The 17,044-nt window shown below is 47.1% G+C and carries 14 protein-coding genes; 6 read left to right on the top strand and 8 right to left on the bottom strand.

The window, feature by feature from the left end:
* Positions 1–104 precede the first annotated feature (104 nt).
* The 5 genes from BP95_RS0125230 to BP95_RS0125210 all read right to left on the bottom strand — a co-directional run bounded on the left by BP95_RS0125230 (position 105) and on the right by BP95_RS0125210 (position 7,724).
* The gene (locus BP95_RS0125230) at positions 105–1,799 is read right to left on the bottom strand and encodes a response regulator transcription factor (protein WP_021256305.1); all 1,695 of its coding nucleotides are present in this window, start codon (positions 1,797–1,799) and stop codon (positions 105–107) included.
* 124 nt (positions 1,800–1,923) lie between these two features.
* On the bottom strand, positions 1,924–3,765 hold the full coding sequence (locus BP95_RS31375) for a cache domain-containing sensor histidine kinase (protein ID WP_051614190.1): 1,842 nt from the start codon (positions 3,763–3,765) through the stop codon (positions 1,924–1,926).
* A gap of 1 nt (position 3,766) precedes the next feature.
* Positions 3,767–5,428: an extracellular solute-binding protein gene (locus BP95_RS0125220; RefSeq protein ID WP_028533521.1), complete on the bottom strand. Its 1,662-nt coding sequence runs from the start codon at positions 5,426–5,428 to the stop codon at positions 3,767–3,769.
* Positions 5,429–5,557: 129 nt separating this feature from the next.
* On the bottom strand, positions 5,558–7,105 hold the full coding sequence (locus tag BP95_RS0125215) for a methyl-accepting chemotaxis protein (protein ID WP_231515195.1): 1,548 nt from the start codon (positions 7,103–7,105) through the stop codon (positions 5,558–5,560).
* 49 nt (positions 7,106–7,154) lie between these two features.
* Positions 7,155–7,724 (bottom strand): hypothetical protein, encoded by a 570-nt coding sequence (locus tag BP95_RS0125210; protein ID WP_028533519.1) that lies wholly within the window; start codon positions 7,722–7,724, stop codon positions 7,155–7,157.
* Positions 7,725–8,087: 363 nt separating this feature from the next.
* Between BP95_RS0125210 and BP95_RS0125205 the strand changes: the two genes are divergently transcribed.
* Positions 8,088–9,128, top strand: a complete 1,041-nt coding sequence (locus BP95_RS0125205) for a LacI family DNA-binding transcriptional regulator (RefSeq protein ID WP_028533518.1) — start codon at positions 8,088–8,090, stop codon at positions 9,126–9,128.
* Between the two features lie 296 nt (positions 9,129–9,424).
* Positions 9,425–10,414 carry a glycoside hydrolase family 130 protein gene (locus BP95_RS0125200; protein WP_021256311.1) on the top strand — a complete coding sequence of 330 codons (990 nt, stop codon included), beginning with the start codon at positions 9,425–9,427 and terminating at the stop codon, positions 10,412–10,414.
* Positions 10,415–10,598: 184 nt separating this feature from the next.
* Here the strand turns inward: BP95_RS0125200 and BP95_RS0125195 are convergent, their stop codons facing one another.
* Genes BP95_RS0125195 through BP95_RS0125185 form a run of 3 tightly spaced genes read right to left on the bottom strand, consistent with a single transcriptional unit; the run spans position 10,599 to position 14,286 of the window.
* A complete protein-coding gene (locus BP95_RS0125195; RefSeq protein WP_028533517.1) occupies positions 10,599–12,545 on the bottom strand; it encodes an ABC transporter permease in 1,947 nt (648 codons plus the stop codon).
* Positions 12,517–13,290: an ABC transporter ATP-binding protein gene (locus BP95_RS0125190; RefSeq protein ID WP_021262626.1), complete on the bottom strand. Its 774-nt coding sequence runs from the start codon at positions 13,288–13,290 to the stop codon at positions 12,517–12,519. The genes BP95_RS0125195 and BP95_RS0125190 overlap by 29 nt, the downstream gene beginning before the upstream one ends.
* A 33-nt stretch (positions 13,291–13,323) precedes the next feature.
* Entirely contained in the window at positions 13,324–14,286 is a 963-nt protein-coding gene (locus BP95_RS0125185; RefSeq protein WP_028533516.1) for a D-alanyl-D-alanine carboxypeptidase family protein, read from the bottom strand.
* A gap of 277 nt (positions 14,287–14,563) precedes the next feature.
* Between BP95_RS0125185 and BP95_RS0125180 the strand changes: the two genes are divergently transcribed.
* From BP95_RS0125180 to BP95_RS0125160, 4 genes are all read left to right on the top strand, one after another.
* Complete coding sequence (locus tag BP95_RS0125180; protein WP_028533515.1) at positions 14,564–14,809, top strand: hypothetical protein; 246 nt, start codon at positions 14,564–14,566, stop codon at positions 14,807–14,809.
* A gap of 524 nt (positions 14,810–15,333) precedes the next feature.
* The gene (locus tag BP95_RS33635) at positions 15,334–15,516 is read left to right on the top strand and encodes a hypothetical protein (RefSeq protein ID WP_028533514.1); all 183 of its coding nucleotides are present in this window, start codon (positions 15,334–15,336) and stop codon (positions 15,514–15,516) included.
* Positions 15,470–15,778: a hypothetical protein gene (locus BP95_RS0125165; RefSeq protein ID WP_197035316.1), complete on the top strand. Its 309-nt coding sequence runs from the start codon at positions 15,470–15,472 to the stop codon at positions 15,776–15,778. The genes BP95_RS33635 and BP95_RS0125165 overlap by 47 nt, the downstream gene beginning before the upstream one ends.
* Before the next feature lie 72 nt (positions 15,779–15,850).
* Entirely contained in the window at positions 15,851–16,558 is a 708-nt protein-coding gene (locus tag BP95_RS0125160) for a hypothetical protein (protein WP_155987353.1), read from the top strand.
* Positions 16,559–17,044: the final 486 nt, after the last annotated feature.

The raw sequence follows: 17,044 nt of genomic DNA, 5'->3' as shown, positions 1-17,044 counted from the left end.
TAGCCTACGGCATCTGGCTGCAATCGAACACGGGAGAGCCATGACTTCTTCTGGTAAAATGATTTCCATCGTGAGGTCAGGTTCAACTGAGCCTATGCAGCCCGTTAACCCCGCTTCCAGTCACTCGGCGTAACCCCCCAATATTTGCGGAATACCTTCGTGAAGTAGCTGACATCGCGGAATCCCGCCGCCTGTGCTGCCTCATATACCCGCTCCCCTTGAAAGAGTGCCTCCTTGGCTCGCTCCATGCGGCGCATAAGGAGATAAGACGAGAAGGGCTGATCCATCTCCTGCTTGAACAGCCTGCTCAAGTACGAGGCATTAATAAACAGCCGATCCGCCACCTCCTGCAGGGTTAGCTCTGTATGAAGTTCATTCTCGATTAACTCCTTCACTTCCGATACCAAGCGATTGCCGCCGCGACGACGCACCATGCCTGCTTCCGCGCCAATGCGCCGCATGACACTTCGCATCCACTCACTCCACTCCTGCTTCGTTCGCAGTTCGGCGGTGTGACGGAACCATCTTGCATCCTCTCCCATTACCTCCGCCATCGACCACCCCTGCCTGCGCAGCCACATAATAATCCACGATTGCAGGAACATCATCTGCTCCTTAAATGCCTCTGCCTCTGGAATCGCACATACTGCGCGAATCCAAGCTTCGGCCAGTTCCGCTGCCTGCTGCTCTTCGGCAGTGTTCCAGGCAATGTCCAGTTCCCGTTCCCACTGCTCCGTATGTATCGTTACGGCCGAAGCATCTTCAGCCGCTCTCAGTCCGTGATTGCGGTACGGAATGACAATATCGCCACCGTGAACGAGCCGCTGACGGAGCGCGAAGTCCGCTTCCTTATACAACCGCGGCACGTCAGCCAGCCGCCCGCACGCCGAGCAGATGCCCGCACTCGCCGTAAGCTTCAATGAAGTCTTAATATACTCCAGCATCTTGCCTGCCAGTGCATGAATGCCAATCATCAGTTCTCCATCCGATCTCTCACAATGACTTTCTGCTGCTTGAGATGCCTCTACCCTTCCATTCTCCTCAGCCATGCCCCTAGAGAACGCAGCTGGCGGATAGCGAAATAGGATGGCGAGCGGACCGTCTGCTTCGCGGCATATTAGCATAGAGCCGTATTCCATCCCTGTCATCGTTTCCTCCACGACTTGGCCGACCGCGAAGTGCATTAGACCCTGATCGCCTCCAAATGCCTGCACCCGCTCCTGCGGGTAAGGATCAGGATCGATTACCATCACGGCGTAGCGCTCGTCTTCCTGCAAGTCGATACCGAGTTCTGCCATTCTCCTTAGCAGCGAGACCGTCGACAAGCTGCCATCCAGCCCTTGGCGCAAGATGCGCTGACGCAGTATCGGCAAGTAGTTGTGCCATTGCTGACGCAGCATATCGGCATCATGCCGCCGCTGAATGTCTTGGCGACGCTCCGAGACTGCTGCTGCAACTGCTTGCAGGATGGCATCCTGTCCCGCCGGCTTCAATAGATACTGCTTCACCCCCATGGATAGCGCCTCTTGAGCATAAGGGAAGTGATCATGACCGCTGAGCACCACCACCTTCACCTCAACATTCCACTCCGACGCTTGCCTCACGAGGGATAAGCCATCTCCGTCCGGCAGCTGAATGTCTACAAGCAGAATGTCCGGACGCTTCAACTGCAGCCACCGCTTCCCTTCTTCTAGGGTAGCGGCTGCCGTTACTTCCGTAATCCCTGCCCTCTCCCAAGGCATAAGCTCAGTTAAGCTTTGACGGAGCCGCAGCTCATCCTCCACAATCAATAGGTTCATCTAATCTCCTCCTCGGTGACGATTCGAAATGAAGGCATTCTTTACTTCATCAACTGGCGGGGCAGCTGAAGGCTGCCTAGCATTAAGCATTAAGCATTAATTATTAAGCATTAATTATTAAGCATTAACCTGCTGTCTTCGACCGATCTTCAATTTGTCTCCCCACGTATGGCTCGGACAAGGGAAGCACGAGCGTTACCGTTGTCCCCCCACCCCATACACTATCAATATGAATGTTCGCGTTCTGACCATAATTCAAGCGGATTCGTGCCGCGACATTTCGAAGTCCATAACCAGCACCTGTGTGGCTGCTCGCCACCACACCATGCTCTGTCGGCTGCCGCAATACAGCAGACAATTCAGCTTGCAATTGAGCGCGCATGTCCTCCGTCATACCCGTTCCAGAATCGATAACCCTAATTATAAGTCTTCTCCCTTCTGTGTCCTCCTCTACTCGGACTACAATGCGCAGCAACATCTCTGCTTGCTGGGAGGACTTCTCCAAGCCATGTATGATGGCATTCTCGACAATGGGCTGCACCAGCAGCTTCACGAGCGGAAGTTCCTCTGCGCACGATTCAATATCGTACTCCATATGGAATAGGTCTAAGAACCGGATTTGCTGGATTCGTATGTAAGCGTGCAAATGCTCCAGACAGTCCTTCACGGTAATTACATCCTTGCCCTTACTTAGACTTAGCCTGAAGAATCGGGATAAGTGAAGTACCATCTCGGAAATATCCTCAGCTTCAGCATGCTGTGCCATCCAATAGATCGAATCTAGGGTGTTATATAAGAAATGGGGATGGATCTGGGATTGGAGCAGCTTCAGCTCTGTATTGGCAAGCCGCAAGCTCTGTTCATAGTGATCGTGAATGAGGTGCTGCTGCTGCGATGCCATGTGGTTAAATAGGTGGGTCACGATACCGAATTCGTCCTGCCGCGTCGAAGTCAGCCTCACATCCAAGTTGCCGCTCGTCATCGCCCTCATGCCCCGAGCTAACTTCCGCATAGGAGCAGCAATGCTCGTGTAGATGCTATAAGCCATAACGAGAGCAATGACAATGCTCAGCGCAATCATAAACACCGCGTAATACTCCAGCTGGTAGGACTGGGCGAACAGCTCCCTCTTCGGCTGAGCCAGTGTCAGTGTCCAGCCGTAATAAGGCGAGGCTGCTTGAATTAACACCTGATCATTCGCTTCTGCACGTGTCAAGTAATCCTGATACGATTCAGGCTGCTTAGCCGTGCCTGTGACCCATTTCCCATCTGCCGTATATAGATGCAGCTCTGCCTGTGGCGATGGTGTAACAGAACGGATATATTGCTGCAAGCGCCCCATGTTCAAGCTAATAATAAGCGCATGACGTTCTCGATTCGGGTTGTAAATATCCATTGCTCGAACGACTGCCAGACTATCCGCTCCAAACGCTTGGCCGAACGGCTTCCCCGCCCCTATTCGTTCGTCCGGCTGAATGAATACAATGCCTGTCCCCAGTCCATTAAGCAGCTGTCGAAGCCAAATGCGTTCATCCGCACGATCAACCGGAAGCACGCCATGGAGCGTAGAAATCACGGAGTTGGAATGATCGTGATATACAGCAATTTGCGAGAACATTGGATGAATCGATAGAAAGTTGGCCAGCTTATGCTTCAGATCGGCGAATGCCATGACATTCTTCGGCTCCAGCTTCCGCTTCGCATGTGCAAGCGCATCGTTCATCTCCGTATCGGTTGATAGCACCGCGGACAGCTCTTCCACGTTCTGAAGCACGAGCTCAATATTGTCCATGAGGGCATGCATTGCACTTTCGGTACGAGCGGTCGTCTCTGACAGAAGCAGCTCCTGAGAGCGCTTGTTGGAGAACCAGCTGGTCAATAACAGAGGGATCAGAATAAGTACAAAATAGATGGTTAATCGCCACTGAATCCGTTGGCGAATTTGGTCACGTATCATTTTCAGCATATTAGCACTCATCCTCCGTGCTTCGAACTGCGTTCAGACTGAATAATGGCGGCTCACTTCCAATCTGGTTGCGACTAAAGTGATACCAGTCATTGGCCTCCTTCGTCATATCACGCCCGCCTTCATTCATCCATTCCGACACGTATCTGTCGAAGTCCTCAAGTGGTCGATTGCCAAGAATAATGTCGATGAGCATATCATTCTTCTTCAACAATAACGGTGCATATCTTGTCATCGCTGGTGTCGGCAGAGAACGGAAAGCGCTCGGACGTGCATGCATGGATGTAAATCGAAGATTATCGTACAACTGGTATTGAATTCCTAACGAATCCAGCCGAGATCGAGTGTAATCCTCATCAGGCATATCTGCCAAATTAGCATAAAGTCCGCGATAATGATCCTGATTATGGCGCTCCATATTGGTCACCCTCTTCCCCTCCTTCCAAGCCCACACGTCTCCCTCGAATCCAAGCTTGAGGGTATCCCTCCCCTCCTCGCCGATATAGTTAAGCAGCTTCAGCACCTCCACCGCGTGAGAGCTGGTAGCAGGGATTACTTGATAGCTTCGTACTTGAGGCAGCGCAAAGGTTCCACTTCCTCCAGGCCCCTTCGGGAAAGGTAGGGGGATCCATTCTGCACGCGGATCCCGCGCCTTGCTCCTCTCCAGCACACCACGGGTATCGTACCATGTTCCCGTGAACAGACCCAGCTTCCCATCCACAACCTGCCTCTCCAGTCCACGCTGTGTTTGAATCGGGAACAATGGATCTACGAGCCCCTCCTGAACCATCATGCGCATGAAGGCAAGGGCCTCCTTCATCTCTGGCTGCACATTGGAATATACGAGCTGGCCATCCCGTTCCATCCATTGATTGAGCTGCACACCATATGCACCGAACCACGGCGAGGTGCGGCCCAACTCTTCAATGAAGCTGGTACCATAAATATCGTGCAACCCATTTTCGTCCGAACGGAGCGAAGTAAAGGCACGCATCACATTTACCATCTCCGCAAGAGTAGTTGGTGGTTCAAGTCCGAGCTGTTCCAGCCAATCCTTGCGAATATACATCATCTCCTGCCCCCTTCCCTCATGCAGGCTCGGAATCGCATATATTTGGCCGTTAAAGGACACCTGCTCCCACACTTCAGGAGGAATCCGTTCCTTCAGCTTTGGCGCGTATCGGGCAAGCAAGTGGTCGAGCGGTGTCAGCATCTGCTTCCGTGCGTAGAAGGAGACCCAATTCGCATCCGTAATGCTGATCAGGTCTGGTATATGGTTCGACATCATCATGACACCGACGCGATCCTCATACCGATGTGATGGGGGGATGATCACTTCTACTTGAAGACCCGTCTTCACCTCGATGTCGGTTACATACGGATTGTCATTCTCCGTCAACGGTTCTGGGAACCCTATGCCAAGACTATTCAATACAACCGTAACCTTAGGCAGCAAGGAACGCTGTTCCGCCACCTTCGACTGCCCTACCTGCCCACTGCATCCAATCAGCAGCAATAAGCATACAGCTCCTGCCATCATCCCGCCTTTCTTGTACCCAAGAATCGGTCGCAGCACAACAGCGAACCCACTAGTTGTAAGCGCATACATTTTGAGCAGCATGACTCTAATCCTGCTCGCCTCTCCCCGATGCTTCATCCACATACTTGCATTCCCCTCTCCATACCTGACCTCCATCAATCTGGGCGGAAGATTATACCTACCTGCTTTCCCTTAATCATACAGAAAGGGCCTATCAGATTGTACTCTCTGATAGACCCTTTTTTTATCTATTTATTCTTCTTCGGACAGACGCTTCAAATCACTGACATGCTTGTCTAATCGGCTGTATCCATCAACAAGCACCTGAATATCCATATGCTGCTGCTCCATATTCGCCAATACTTCTTCTACAGAAGCCATATGCTCCTCCGTGCTGTTCGTAATCGTCACAACACCGTGTGCCATATTGGAGTACTGTGTCTGAAGGTCGCGAACGGCTTCATGCATCGCTTCCGACTGACGGTTCACCTGGTCGGTGTTATCTGTAATCGTACGCATAATCCGCTCCACTTGCCCCGTAGCCTCTACACTGGATACGACGGCAGATTGTCCACGCTGTACCTGCTCAGCTGCGGCACTGATCTGAGTTCGTATCGTTTCCAATATAGTTGCAATATCCTCAGTCGCTTTCTTCGCATGGTCAGCCAGCTTGCGAACCTCTCCCGACACCACTGCGAAGCCCTTGCCATGCTCGCCTGCTCGCGCAGCTTCAATCGCCGCATTCAAGGACAGCAAGTTCGTCTGTGCGGAAATATCACTAATGGTACTGACAATATCGCCGACCTGCTCCGTCTGCGCATTCAGTGCGTCCATCACTTGCACAGTCTGTTCCACTGTACGTTTCACACGGTCAATCTCACCGACAAGGGTGTCAATCTGACCACTGCCCTGTTCGGCCAATTGCAGTGTAGTTGATGCAACCTGCTCCAATTGATTCGTCCCGTTCGCAACGTGACTAACGGAGCGCTCCACGGATTCCACAGAGCTTCCGATATGCTGCAGGCTAATCGTCTGCTGTTCGAAGCCTGTAGATATTTGCGCGAATGTCTCTGTAACTTCACGCGAGATCGTTCCTGTCGATTCTGCACGCAGCTTCTGCTCATGACTGAATTCATTAAGCATCGTAACCGAAGATTGAATTTGTCCAAGCAATGCTATCGCCTGCTCCTTCGATTTCAGCGCTTCCGTTCCCCGTTCCGCCACTTGCCGCTGCAAGTTCTGACTGAACACCGCAGAAGCACTAAGTGCAATCGTCACGAAGAGCAGATACATAAGCAAATAGAGGAGCGGCTCTCGCGTGAACAGCTTCTCATTGAGGAATGGATCATAGAATACGTACACCGTCATTATCATACTGACAACGCCGGTAAAGACGATAGGACGATAATTCTGATATAAAGTCATCAAGCTGATTACGACATAGAATAACAAATACGTGCTGAAGATCGGATTCGGATCCGACTTCATCAGCAGCAGGACAAGCGAACACAGAAACACCGGAATTAAGTACATCACATACTTTACGCCAATGCGCTTATAGGTTAAGAACGTTGCTAATCCACAAGCTACCGCGCCAAAACCAATCAGCACATACAGCATGGTCCCGACAATACCTGCAGCCAAATCCCCGATGATTCCAATCGCAAGCATTGTCCATATGATCTTGACAAACAGGCGGTTGCGCCTGTCAAGAATCGTTAGTTCATTCACGTCATCTACCAACTTTCTATGTATCGAGTGATCGTCGTTAACAGCTTGTCTAGTCAGTTCGTTAACCATTCCTTAACATTTCTGCATTTCCGTTAACTTCAACACCTTATTATATCGGCTAACAGGTGATAGGAATTGAGTGAACTTCCACTTGTTCCTGTTCTGGGATTAACCAGTCGAACTTGGCTGGATTCTGCCAGATTGCACCGACATGAATAAGAGTAGGAATGACATCGTCCCCTTTATAGAACATCTTCTTCCCAACCTTGCGCATCGGTACATGGAATGATACGCGCAGCGCACGCGCGAATACCGGTTCCAGCAGACAAGCGCATTGCAAGATCCCATGCTTGCGCGAGTAATGAACGATTGAAGATAGCAGCCGATCGATATTATGACCGCGATGTTCCTTCAGCAAAGCTACCTTGTCCACTTCAGCCACCTGCTCTGGGGCGTGTATCACCTCCGGCTGTTCCGCGAATGGTGCGACCTCGTTCAACATACGCGCACTCTCCCTATACAGCTTCAGTTCGAATGTTCCTACAGCAACCCCTTCCTCGTTAAATACGATGACCTGTTCCAACGGATGTGCAGCGGATTCCAGTTCAAAGCCCATCTCCTTCCAGACGGTTGTCCAAATGGATCGATACAGCTGCACCTGTTGTTCGCTTTTCACCGAAATATGCATTTCCCTGTAACTCCTTTATGTAAATATTTATATAATTTGTTATCGGTCACAGGTAAAGGAATGATTACACAAATCTTTTTTCAAAAAACCTTGAAAACAGAGAGTTATTTTCTGAAATCACACTTCTCTGTCTCATTGTAAAAACGATCGCATGTAATGCCAACTCCCCATTTCAAAATTCGTTCCAACGACCCAATTATATATGAATATATACTCATATTCTGTCGGTTTAGTTGCAGTCTATGCCGCTATCCAACCATCCTCACAGCTGCAACTTTACATTTGTCATAAATGTAAACCTCCTATATACTTGTAACAACGTTAATTTAGACACAATCCATTCGTAATCGGAGCGATTTATAGATGTCACAATCCAAAGTAACTCAACAACATATTGCCGACGCGCTGAACTTGTCCCGCAATACCGTATCGAAGGCGTTGAACAACGATCCTGACATGCGCGATGACACGAAACGCCGCATCATGAAGAAGGCCGTCGAGCTCGGCTATACCAAATTCCATCAACTCGAAGCTGCGGAAGGAATCATCTCGGCCAATCGTATCGTGTCCCTGCTTACTCATTCTGACTATATGGGCAACCATTATTGGTCTAGCTTCATCAAAGGGCTGAATACAACCTTGAAGGAAGCTGGCTACTCCCTGGCGATGACGATTGTTGACATGGAAGAAGAGCGCGAACAGAAGCTGCCTTCTCTATTCGTGCAGCAGCGGCCTGCTGGCGTTATTATGATCGGCCCCTTCTTGAGGGAGTACTATGAGCTAATCGAACGTTCAGGCATTGCCTCAATGTTCATCGATACGTATGCGGACTTCAACTTCGGCATGCTGGGCAGCGATATTATGCTCGTAGACAATGCCCATAGCGTATATGCCCTAACGCAACAACTAATTGCACGTGGACATAAGAAGATCGGCTTTGTAGGCGATATCGGCTCCTGCCTCAGCTACCGCGAACGGTGGGAAGGCTTCAATCGTGCGCTGTCTGAAGCAAGGCTCAGTGTCAATGAATCTTGGTGCATCATCAACTCCATGAAGCGTCATTATTTTAATGAGGAGGAACTGTCTGCAGCCTATTCCCGAATGGAGGATAAGCCAACGGCCTTCGTATGTGTGAATGACAATATTGCTGTCGACTTCATGCAAATTGTGAAGGCAAGCGGCATGCGTGTACCTGAGGATATCTCCATTACCGGATTCGACAACATCGCCGAATCAGTGCTTGTTCATCCCGCCATCACGACCGTGCATGTACCGAAGGAAGAGCTCGGCATGCGCGCCGGAGAACAGATCGTATGGCGTATTGACCACCCGCATCGTCCGAAGGAGCTTATTCGCATCGGCGTGGAGGTAGAATGGCGCGATTCAGTACACAGTCTGATATAGTTTACATTTGCACATCTACATTCAATATGTAACACGTTTTTGCACATTATTTGCACGGTAAATGCACAATATTTACTTGACATTGTAACCTTAGTGTTTTACTCTTTAGTTATTCGGAAACGCTGTCATTGCGTTTCGAGAGACAATTGACACATGCTGTGTTACAAGTTCAGTTGACATTGCACACGACATCAATAAAGAACAAGGCTCTCACCTATTCTTTTGGTCTCAACATCTGTCACCTGCACTTGAACATCACAGGTTTCATACTTACTACGCAAAGCGAGGTTTGCATCATGAGCCAAATTAAGATCATCGGTCCAGATATTCCGAACATGCCTTGGGAAGAACGTCCTGAAGGACATCGCGACGTATTGTGGCGCTACAGCCAGAACCCAGTAATTCCACGCGATTTGCTGCCTAACTCGAACAGTATCTTCAATAGTGCTGTTGTTCCGTTCGAAGGCGGATTCGCTGGCGTATTCCGCTGCGACGATCGCAATCGCTACATGCGCTTGCATGCTGGCTTCAGTAAAGACGGCATTAACTGGGACATCAACCATGAGCCGCTTACATTTGAATGTGACGATCCGGAAATCGGCAATTTCATCGAAGGCTACGACCCACGCGTATGCTGGATCGAAGACCGCTACTATGTAACTTGGTGCAACATCTACCACGGCCCGACAATCGGCGTGGCATACACATATGATTTCAAGACATTCCATCAGCTCGAAAATGCATTCTTGCCTTACAACCGCAACGGAGTTATGTTCCCGCGCAAAATTAACGGCAACTATGCAATGGTGAGCCGTCCGTCCGATACAGGCCATACACCATTCGGCGATATCTTCTACAGTGAGAGCCCTGATATGGAATTCTGGGGTCGTCACCGTCACGTAATGGCTCCAATGGGCGGCTGGCAGAGCAAGAAAGTTGGCGCAGGTCCAATTCCAATCGAAACAAGCGAAGGCTGGCTCATGATCTATCATGGCGTCCTGAACTCCTGTAACGGATTCGTATACGCATTCGGCGCAGCGATCCTCGACCTGGATGAGCCTTGGAAAGTAAAATACCGCAGCGAACCATACTTGCTGCAGCCTTCCACATTGTACGAGTGCGTAGGCGACGTTCCTAACGTAGCATTCCCTTGTGCATCGCTTGTGGACGCAGCAACAGGACGCATCGCGATTTACTATGGCGCAGCTGACACGGTTACTGCTCTTGCATTCGGTTATGTTGATGAGATTATTGAATTCGTGAAGAACAATTCTCGCGTGAAGTAAGATATACTGTAAGCAAAGACTGCTGGGGAGCAGCACCGACTTACAGGGCTCTTCCTTTCTTTGCAACCCCTATACCTATGATCAAAACCCCCTTGCATCTGATCGCAATAAGCGGCCAGCGCGAGGGGGTTTTGTGCAATAAATGTGCAATAAGGAAGTCTACGATTATTTAGAATGTACAGTCTTACACCATCGCACTGCGCAATTGCTTCACGTAGCGCCATCGAATGACGAAGAAGTAAATAATTTGAACTACTGTGAAGCTAACGAGCACTTTAATTGTACTTTCCCCCACAGAGAAGTGAACCAACTGCTGCAGCGCTGCAAATGCAACCCCACTATGCAAAATTGCGATGAGAAGCGGCAAAAAGAACATAACCAGCAGCTGTCGTGTCACGACGCGATTCAGTTCTTTGCGAGTCAACCCCATCTTGGACAGCATCTCGGTCTGCTGCTGATCCCGACTGCGATCCGTATATAATCGGAAGTATAGGAAGCTTGCGGCAAAGGTGAAGAACACCACACCAATGAGTACGCTCACGAGCAGCAGCAATCCATTTGCCTGCTTGGCCGCTACCCACTGTGGGTACAGCGCTCTGAACTGAAACTTCATGGATTCGCTCTGTTCTCCTTCTTGATCTGTGTTCAGTTGCTTCATTAGCTGTTCTGTTGTATCCCCAAGCTTACTCCAATGCTCTACCGCAAATCCATATACCGTATAGGATCCCTGGCCTGACTCATCCCGATCAGGTATCTGCTCATAAGCATCATCCGTTACCACAACAAGCCGAATGATCCCATAATCCTGCGGCAGCACTTGATGGGGTACAGCTTTCATAACTTGAAAGGCAAATCGAGTAGTGTCTTCTATCAGTTGGACAACTTCTTCGAAGCCTTCTTTACTATATACTCGCTCCCCCATGACTGAAGTCGGCACAAGGAATGCTTCATTATCAGCCGTAATCGCTTCTTGCTCATATCCAAGGGCTATCGCCAGCTTGTTATAATCGGACAACTTCATAACCGTGACATCATTACCTGCAAATTTCAAGGTAGCTGCGCCAACTCGATAAGGCAATTGTGATTGTTCCAGTTTTTGTTTAATCAAACTTACATCGGCCTGTTCCTGCTTATTTCCTTGATACGAATAATACGTAAATGCAAAAGGGTTCGTCATCTCCGCTAACCCTTGATTGCCGATTGCCGTACACGTACCAATCGCAGTAAATGCAACCGCCGAGATTACAGCAACGATAAAGAACAAGCGTGAATTATCCTTCAACCGATATCCCAGTTCAGAGAGCGTCAAGAGATTCGTCTTCTTGAAATACAGCCGCTCGCTCCGCTTCAACATTCGCAGTGCAAATACCGCGAATTGCGTGAACAGAAAATACGTCCCGACTACAGTCAGCACCACCCCTGACAGGAGTACAAGGAACGAATACGTGATGCCTGTTGCAAAGGAAAACACCGTCGCATAGCCCGCTCCGACGAGCAAGACGGCTAGCACCGACAGTCCTATCGACGCCTTAGGTTCAGGCTTCGGCTTGTCCGATCCCTTGAGCAGATTAATGAGTTGATGCACCCTTACCATCCGAGTAGTCACGATCGATATCAGCAGGAAGAGGATCAAGAATGCGATAAACGTTGTCCCTATCGCCTTCAATGGTACATAAAACGTTAAGCCTTTATCAATCGCCAGAAGTTCAGATATCCCGGAGAGGATCAATTTCGAGAAAATGACACCCAGCAATACGCCTGCCACAATGGAGGCGCAGCCAATCAGCATATTTTCCATGAACACCAGCTTGCGAAATTGCTTAGGAGACATTCCATGTATGATGAGAATGCCAAATTCCTTGTTCCGTGTCTTAAGAAATGAGCCTACCGAATATAAGATGAAGAAGAAAGAAAACACGATCAGCAGAACCTGCGACACACGCAGTCCCATCATCCCAAGTTCGCTTAGTGTCTCACTGGAAGATCGAATCTTGCCGTTCAAATCGGGATGGAACAAGAGCAAAGAATAGGTGAAGAACATCAGTACCGAGAAGGTACTGCTCCAGAAATGAGCAGCGTACATGCGCTTGTTGCGAGCAATATTATGAATAGCTAGTTGTGAGAACGTCATTCGGATTGCCTCCCATCACGGACAGCACGTCCATTATGCTGCGCATAAACATGGTCTGACTGCCTCTTCGAGTAATTTCATGATGCAGCTGACCATCCTTAATGAAGACAACGCGATCACAATAGCTTGCCGCCATCGCATCATGCGTAACAAGCAGCATCGTCGTCCCCTCCTCCTTGTTCAGCTGATACATCGTATCCATCACAGCTCGTGATGACTTCGAATCCAGGTTTCCAGTCGGCTCATCCGCCAGCAGCAGCTTCGGCTGGTGAATAATGGCGCGTGCAATAGCTGCGCGCTGTGCTTGCCCTCCAGAAATCTCGTAAATTCGCTTGTTCAGCAATGCAGTAATGCCAAGCCTCTCTGCCAACGCATTCGCCTTGCGGTGCAATTTCTCCACTTCTACCCCGTCCAGTGTTAAGGGAAGTACGATATTTTCCTTAACGGTCAGCGTATTTAATAGATTAAAGGATTGGAATACGAATCCGAGCTCGCGCCGGCGGAATAGAGCCAGCTTCTCCTGAGATAATTGGAAGGGATTATTGCCATGAATCAACACTTGGCCAGATGAAGGCGCATCAATGGTTGCAATCATATTCATTAAAGTGGTCTTCCCGCTCCCAGATGGCCCCATGATCCCTACGAATTCCCCCTGCTCAATACCTAGATTTATATTGGACAATGCCTGATAGGCTACCTTTCCTTCATAGGTCTTACTTAAGTTTCTCACTTCTACCATTGTCATTTTCGATTCCACTCCTGTTTTATGAGATTCCATTCATCCTGCATATTGTCCAAAGCCATAATCGAGCAGTTCTCTCGCATCTGTCCAGACGCTATTCGAACCAGAATGCAGAACAACTGTAATCATTCGGTGATCATTGCGCTCGGCAGCAGAGACTAGACAGTATCCGGCTTCATCGGTGAATCCTGTCTTAATGCCTGTCGATCCTTCATAATAATATTCGCTCTCCTGCTGCAGCAGCCGGTTCCGATTCGTATACGACTTCATGATCTTCTCCATATCTGCGGACATGAGCTTCACATCAGCAGTGGTTTGGCCCACAATAGCGCGGAACACTTTGCTCTTCATCGCTTCCTTCGCAATAACAGCCAAGTCATGTGCTGAACTATAATGGTTCGCATCGTGCAATCCATGCGGATTCATAAAGTGCGTGTTGCGAAGGCCGAGCTCCTCTGCCCGATCATTCATGCATTGAACGAACGCGCGGATCGCTTCTTCCGCATCCAAGGATGCATCGGCGCGTACCTGACGTCCCAATTGAACGGCGACCGTTCTCGCCGCATCGTTCCCGGACGGCAGCATCATCGCTTCCAGCAAGTCTTTCCACGACAATTGCTGCCCGAAGCGCAGCCCTGCCGAGCTCTCCCCCGGATTGGCAAGCAGCACCTCCTGCCCTACGGTCACCTGTTCCTTCATGTCTGCCATCTCAATGGCGAGGAGCGCAGTCATCACTTTGGTCGTGCTGGCCGGTGCAAGCCGATCATCAGCATTCATCCCGTATAGAACTTCACCTGAATCTTGATTGATGACGATCGCTGCCTGGGCATCCAGGCTTCCTGAAGCAAATACATTCTGCCCAGTTACAGTGTGCACGCTATTAGACACTACTTTATATATCTTTTGTTTGATTTGTCCTGAGTAAGGCTGCAATATGAACCAAATACCGGCAGCGGCGATGCAGCCTGCGAACAGCCATCTTTTCCTATTCAATCTCACGATTATCCACCCTTATCCTGTTATCATGCATTCGCATGTCTTCCCCTGATAGGTATCAGGATAACCGAATGGACTTAATAATGTGCTAAGCAGAAATGAAGAAAAGTGAATGAAAGATGAAGAAAATATGAAGAAGACGGTATAAAGGTTATGTGGAATTTATACCCTATGTACAAATCTATTAATTCTAGACCTTAGTAGGGGGGATTAATCGGCTCGAACAGGTATAATAGACATATGATTGTGAAATATGTAACATATCGAGGAGGTATACCTTATGAAACGCAACATCTTAGCCGCTGTTCTCATCTTGGGAGGAAGCCTCTTGCTTGGCAATACCGTATACGAGGGACTCGCAGGTGCGGGAGAGACAGAATCCGGTACAGCATCAGCTAATGACATGCACAATTTAAACGATTCCCGCATGCCGCATTCGCATATGCAACGTACACACATGCAGGATTCCATGGATGGTTCGCATATGAATATGCGGGCATTTACAAAATCGGACAATTGCCAGTAATATATGGTCTTTGAAGAAGGGGCTGTCCCATAAGTCATTACACTTATGAGACAGCCCCTTCCTATTCCACCAAACCGATATGTGCTAGGAAAGTGATAGGTCTCGGTTTTCTCCCTTTTGGAGAACCCGATATATTTATTTTTAGGCATGAAATTGTTGCGAAATAAACCAGAAATGGGTCGAATTTACCAACTCCATCTATAATCAAAATTAATATAAAATTTATGGATGAGGTGTGAAATGATTCGAAGGCACTTAGGCACTGCTACTCTTGAGCCTTTTTATTTTGCCTACGAGAAGTCTACCTGTTTAATTGAACAAATTGAGATTACTCGACAGAAAATGATAGAAGCTGCAAATGAAAATGTAGCCTTTTTGCTGTGATATTTTTGTGTTTTATTGGATAATCAACAGGCCTAATTTAGAGAATAAAATTACTAGATTATTAAAAATATGTATTCCATATATATTGGTTAATAATGGTATAATTATAAACGAAATCAATATTTAAGGAGGTAGTCCCAGTGAAGAAAGTATTGTCGTTATTTTTCTCTTTGCTTTTGATGTTTACTGTAGCAATTCCTGTTTCAGCAGAGGCTAATTCATCAGGTTACGAGGAACTGTACATACAAGACTTTCAATTGATGCAGCTTGATGAGAATGGGAATTTCCAAACAAGACGGTGGAGCACAAACGATTTTGTGTAATTGGGACGTAACATTATTAAAAGACTATATACAAGCTGTCTACATTGAATTCGAGATTCATGATGAAGATGATTTACAATGGGGATCAGATCAGTTTTCTAAAAATCCACTTGGCGGAAATCAAAAAACATATAGGGATCAATTCGAACATAAACTCTATAGTTCCGGAAAATTCAAAGTAACCAAATACGGTTCTGTAGCAGGGAGAGAAGCAATATATGCAATTGCACCTGTAATTTCAGCAACAGTTGCTATTAAATAATTCATAAAAAGTATAAAAACAGAAGGAAGAGTGAGCCACTCTTCCTTCTATTTTATGACTGAGGTGAGTGAAGTGGATTGGCTTAAACCAATTGTGAAAGATAATAGTATTAAAGAATTTAGACCTGAAAAAGAAGAAATTTACAGAATCGAAAAAATAGAATGCAATAATAGCACACCTTTTCAATTTGATACTAGTTTACTTAGCCAATGGATAGTGGTTCCATTTGTACTTAATAATTCATCTGAAAGATCATTTGAATTAATAATATCTTCTTCTGAAGATTACAAATACTTCAAACAACATGTCAGCATTCATTTCAACCAGATAACGATCATATACAAAAACAATGTTGTGGATTCCATCCGATACAGTGATATGAAATCAGCATCGATCAAACATTATAATAGATTAATTTTCGAAGAGCAAAAACTACATCCCATGATAAAAGATTTCTACCAAACTAGTCATAAGGTTAAAACAGAAGAACATTTTAAAATGGCTCCATTCAAATTTAATATTAAAATTTTTGAAATTGATCCAACTGTGATAGAACAATATATGTCGAAGATTGAGATTGAGGATCATTCATTGTGGAACTATTTGTATAATAATTATTTGCTTGAAAATGGCGAGATTAATCTGACCCCTATCAACTGGAAACTGGAAACCGGAGTGAAATATTCGGCGACACTACATTACTTTTTAAGATTTTCAAGGAGAATCCACTTATATGTGAACATGGATAATAGCGAAATAAGGGGATTGGTCATTTTGTGAAGTATGTAGTGGATCTTAGCCAATACTTTTGTACAGTGTCAGGTGTCACATCAAATATACACTGTTACGACTTCAGTACTATGAAGTAACAGTCAACCGTAACAAACCGTACTAAAATTATCTATAATTAAGGTAACACTTTTTTAGGAGTGATCCCTTTGTTCAACAACTTGGTTGCCGTTTCTAAGTGTTACTATGCTACTCCTATTTTACGCGCTTATTGCTGTAGGAGTTATTCTACTGATTTTTAAACGCTCAAAAAGACCTAATTTGCTTAGTGCATTATTTATACTTGCATTAGCTGTTGTTTCAATGGGATACTTGATTATTTCAAATAAGAATCGCCCATTTGATATTACAATAATAGGAAATCTTATCTTGATGGATATTATTGCTTTTACTGTTTTTAAGAATAAAAAATAGAATTATTCTACTTTATGGAAATTATCCTGTCGCCACTCACTTCTGTTGACGAAAATGAGTGGC

It is taken from the genome of Paenibacillus sp. UNC217MF (assembly GCF_000686865.1).
GTDB classification, from domain to species: Bacteria; Bacillota; Bacilli; order Paenibacillales; family Paenibacillaceae; genus Paenibacillus_B; species Paenibacillus_B suaedae.
The sequence above is the reverse complement of the archived record's forward strand: the minus strand, read 5'-3'. Positions and strand labels throughout refer to the sequence as shown.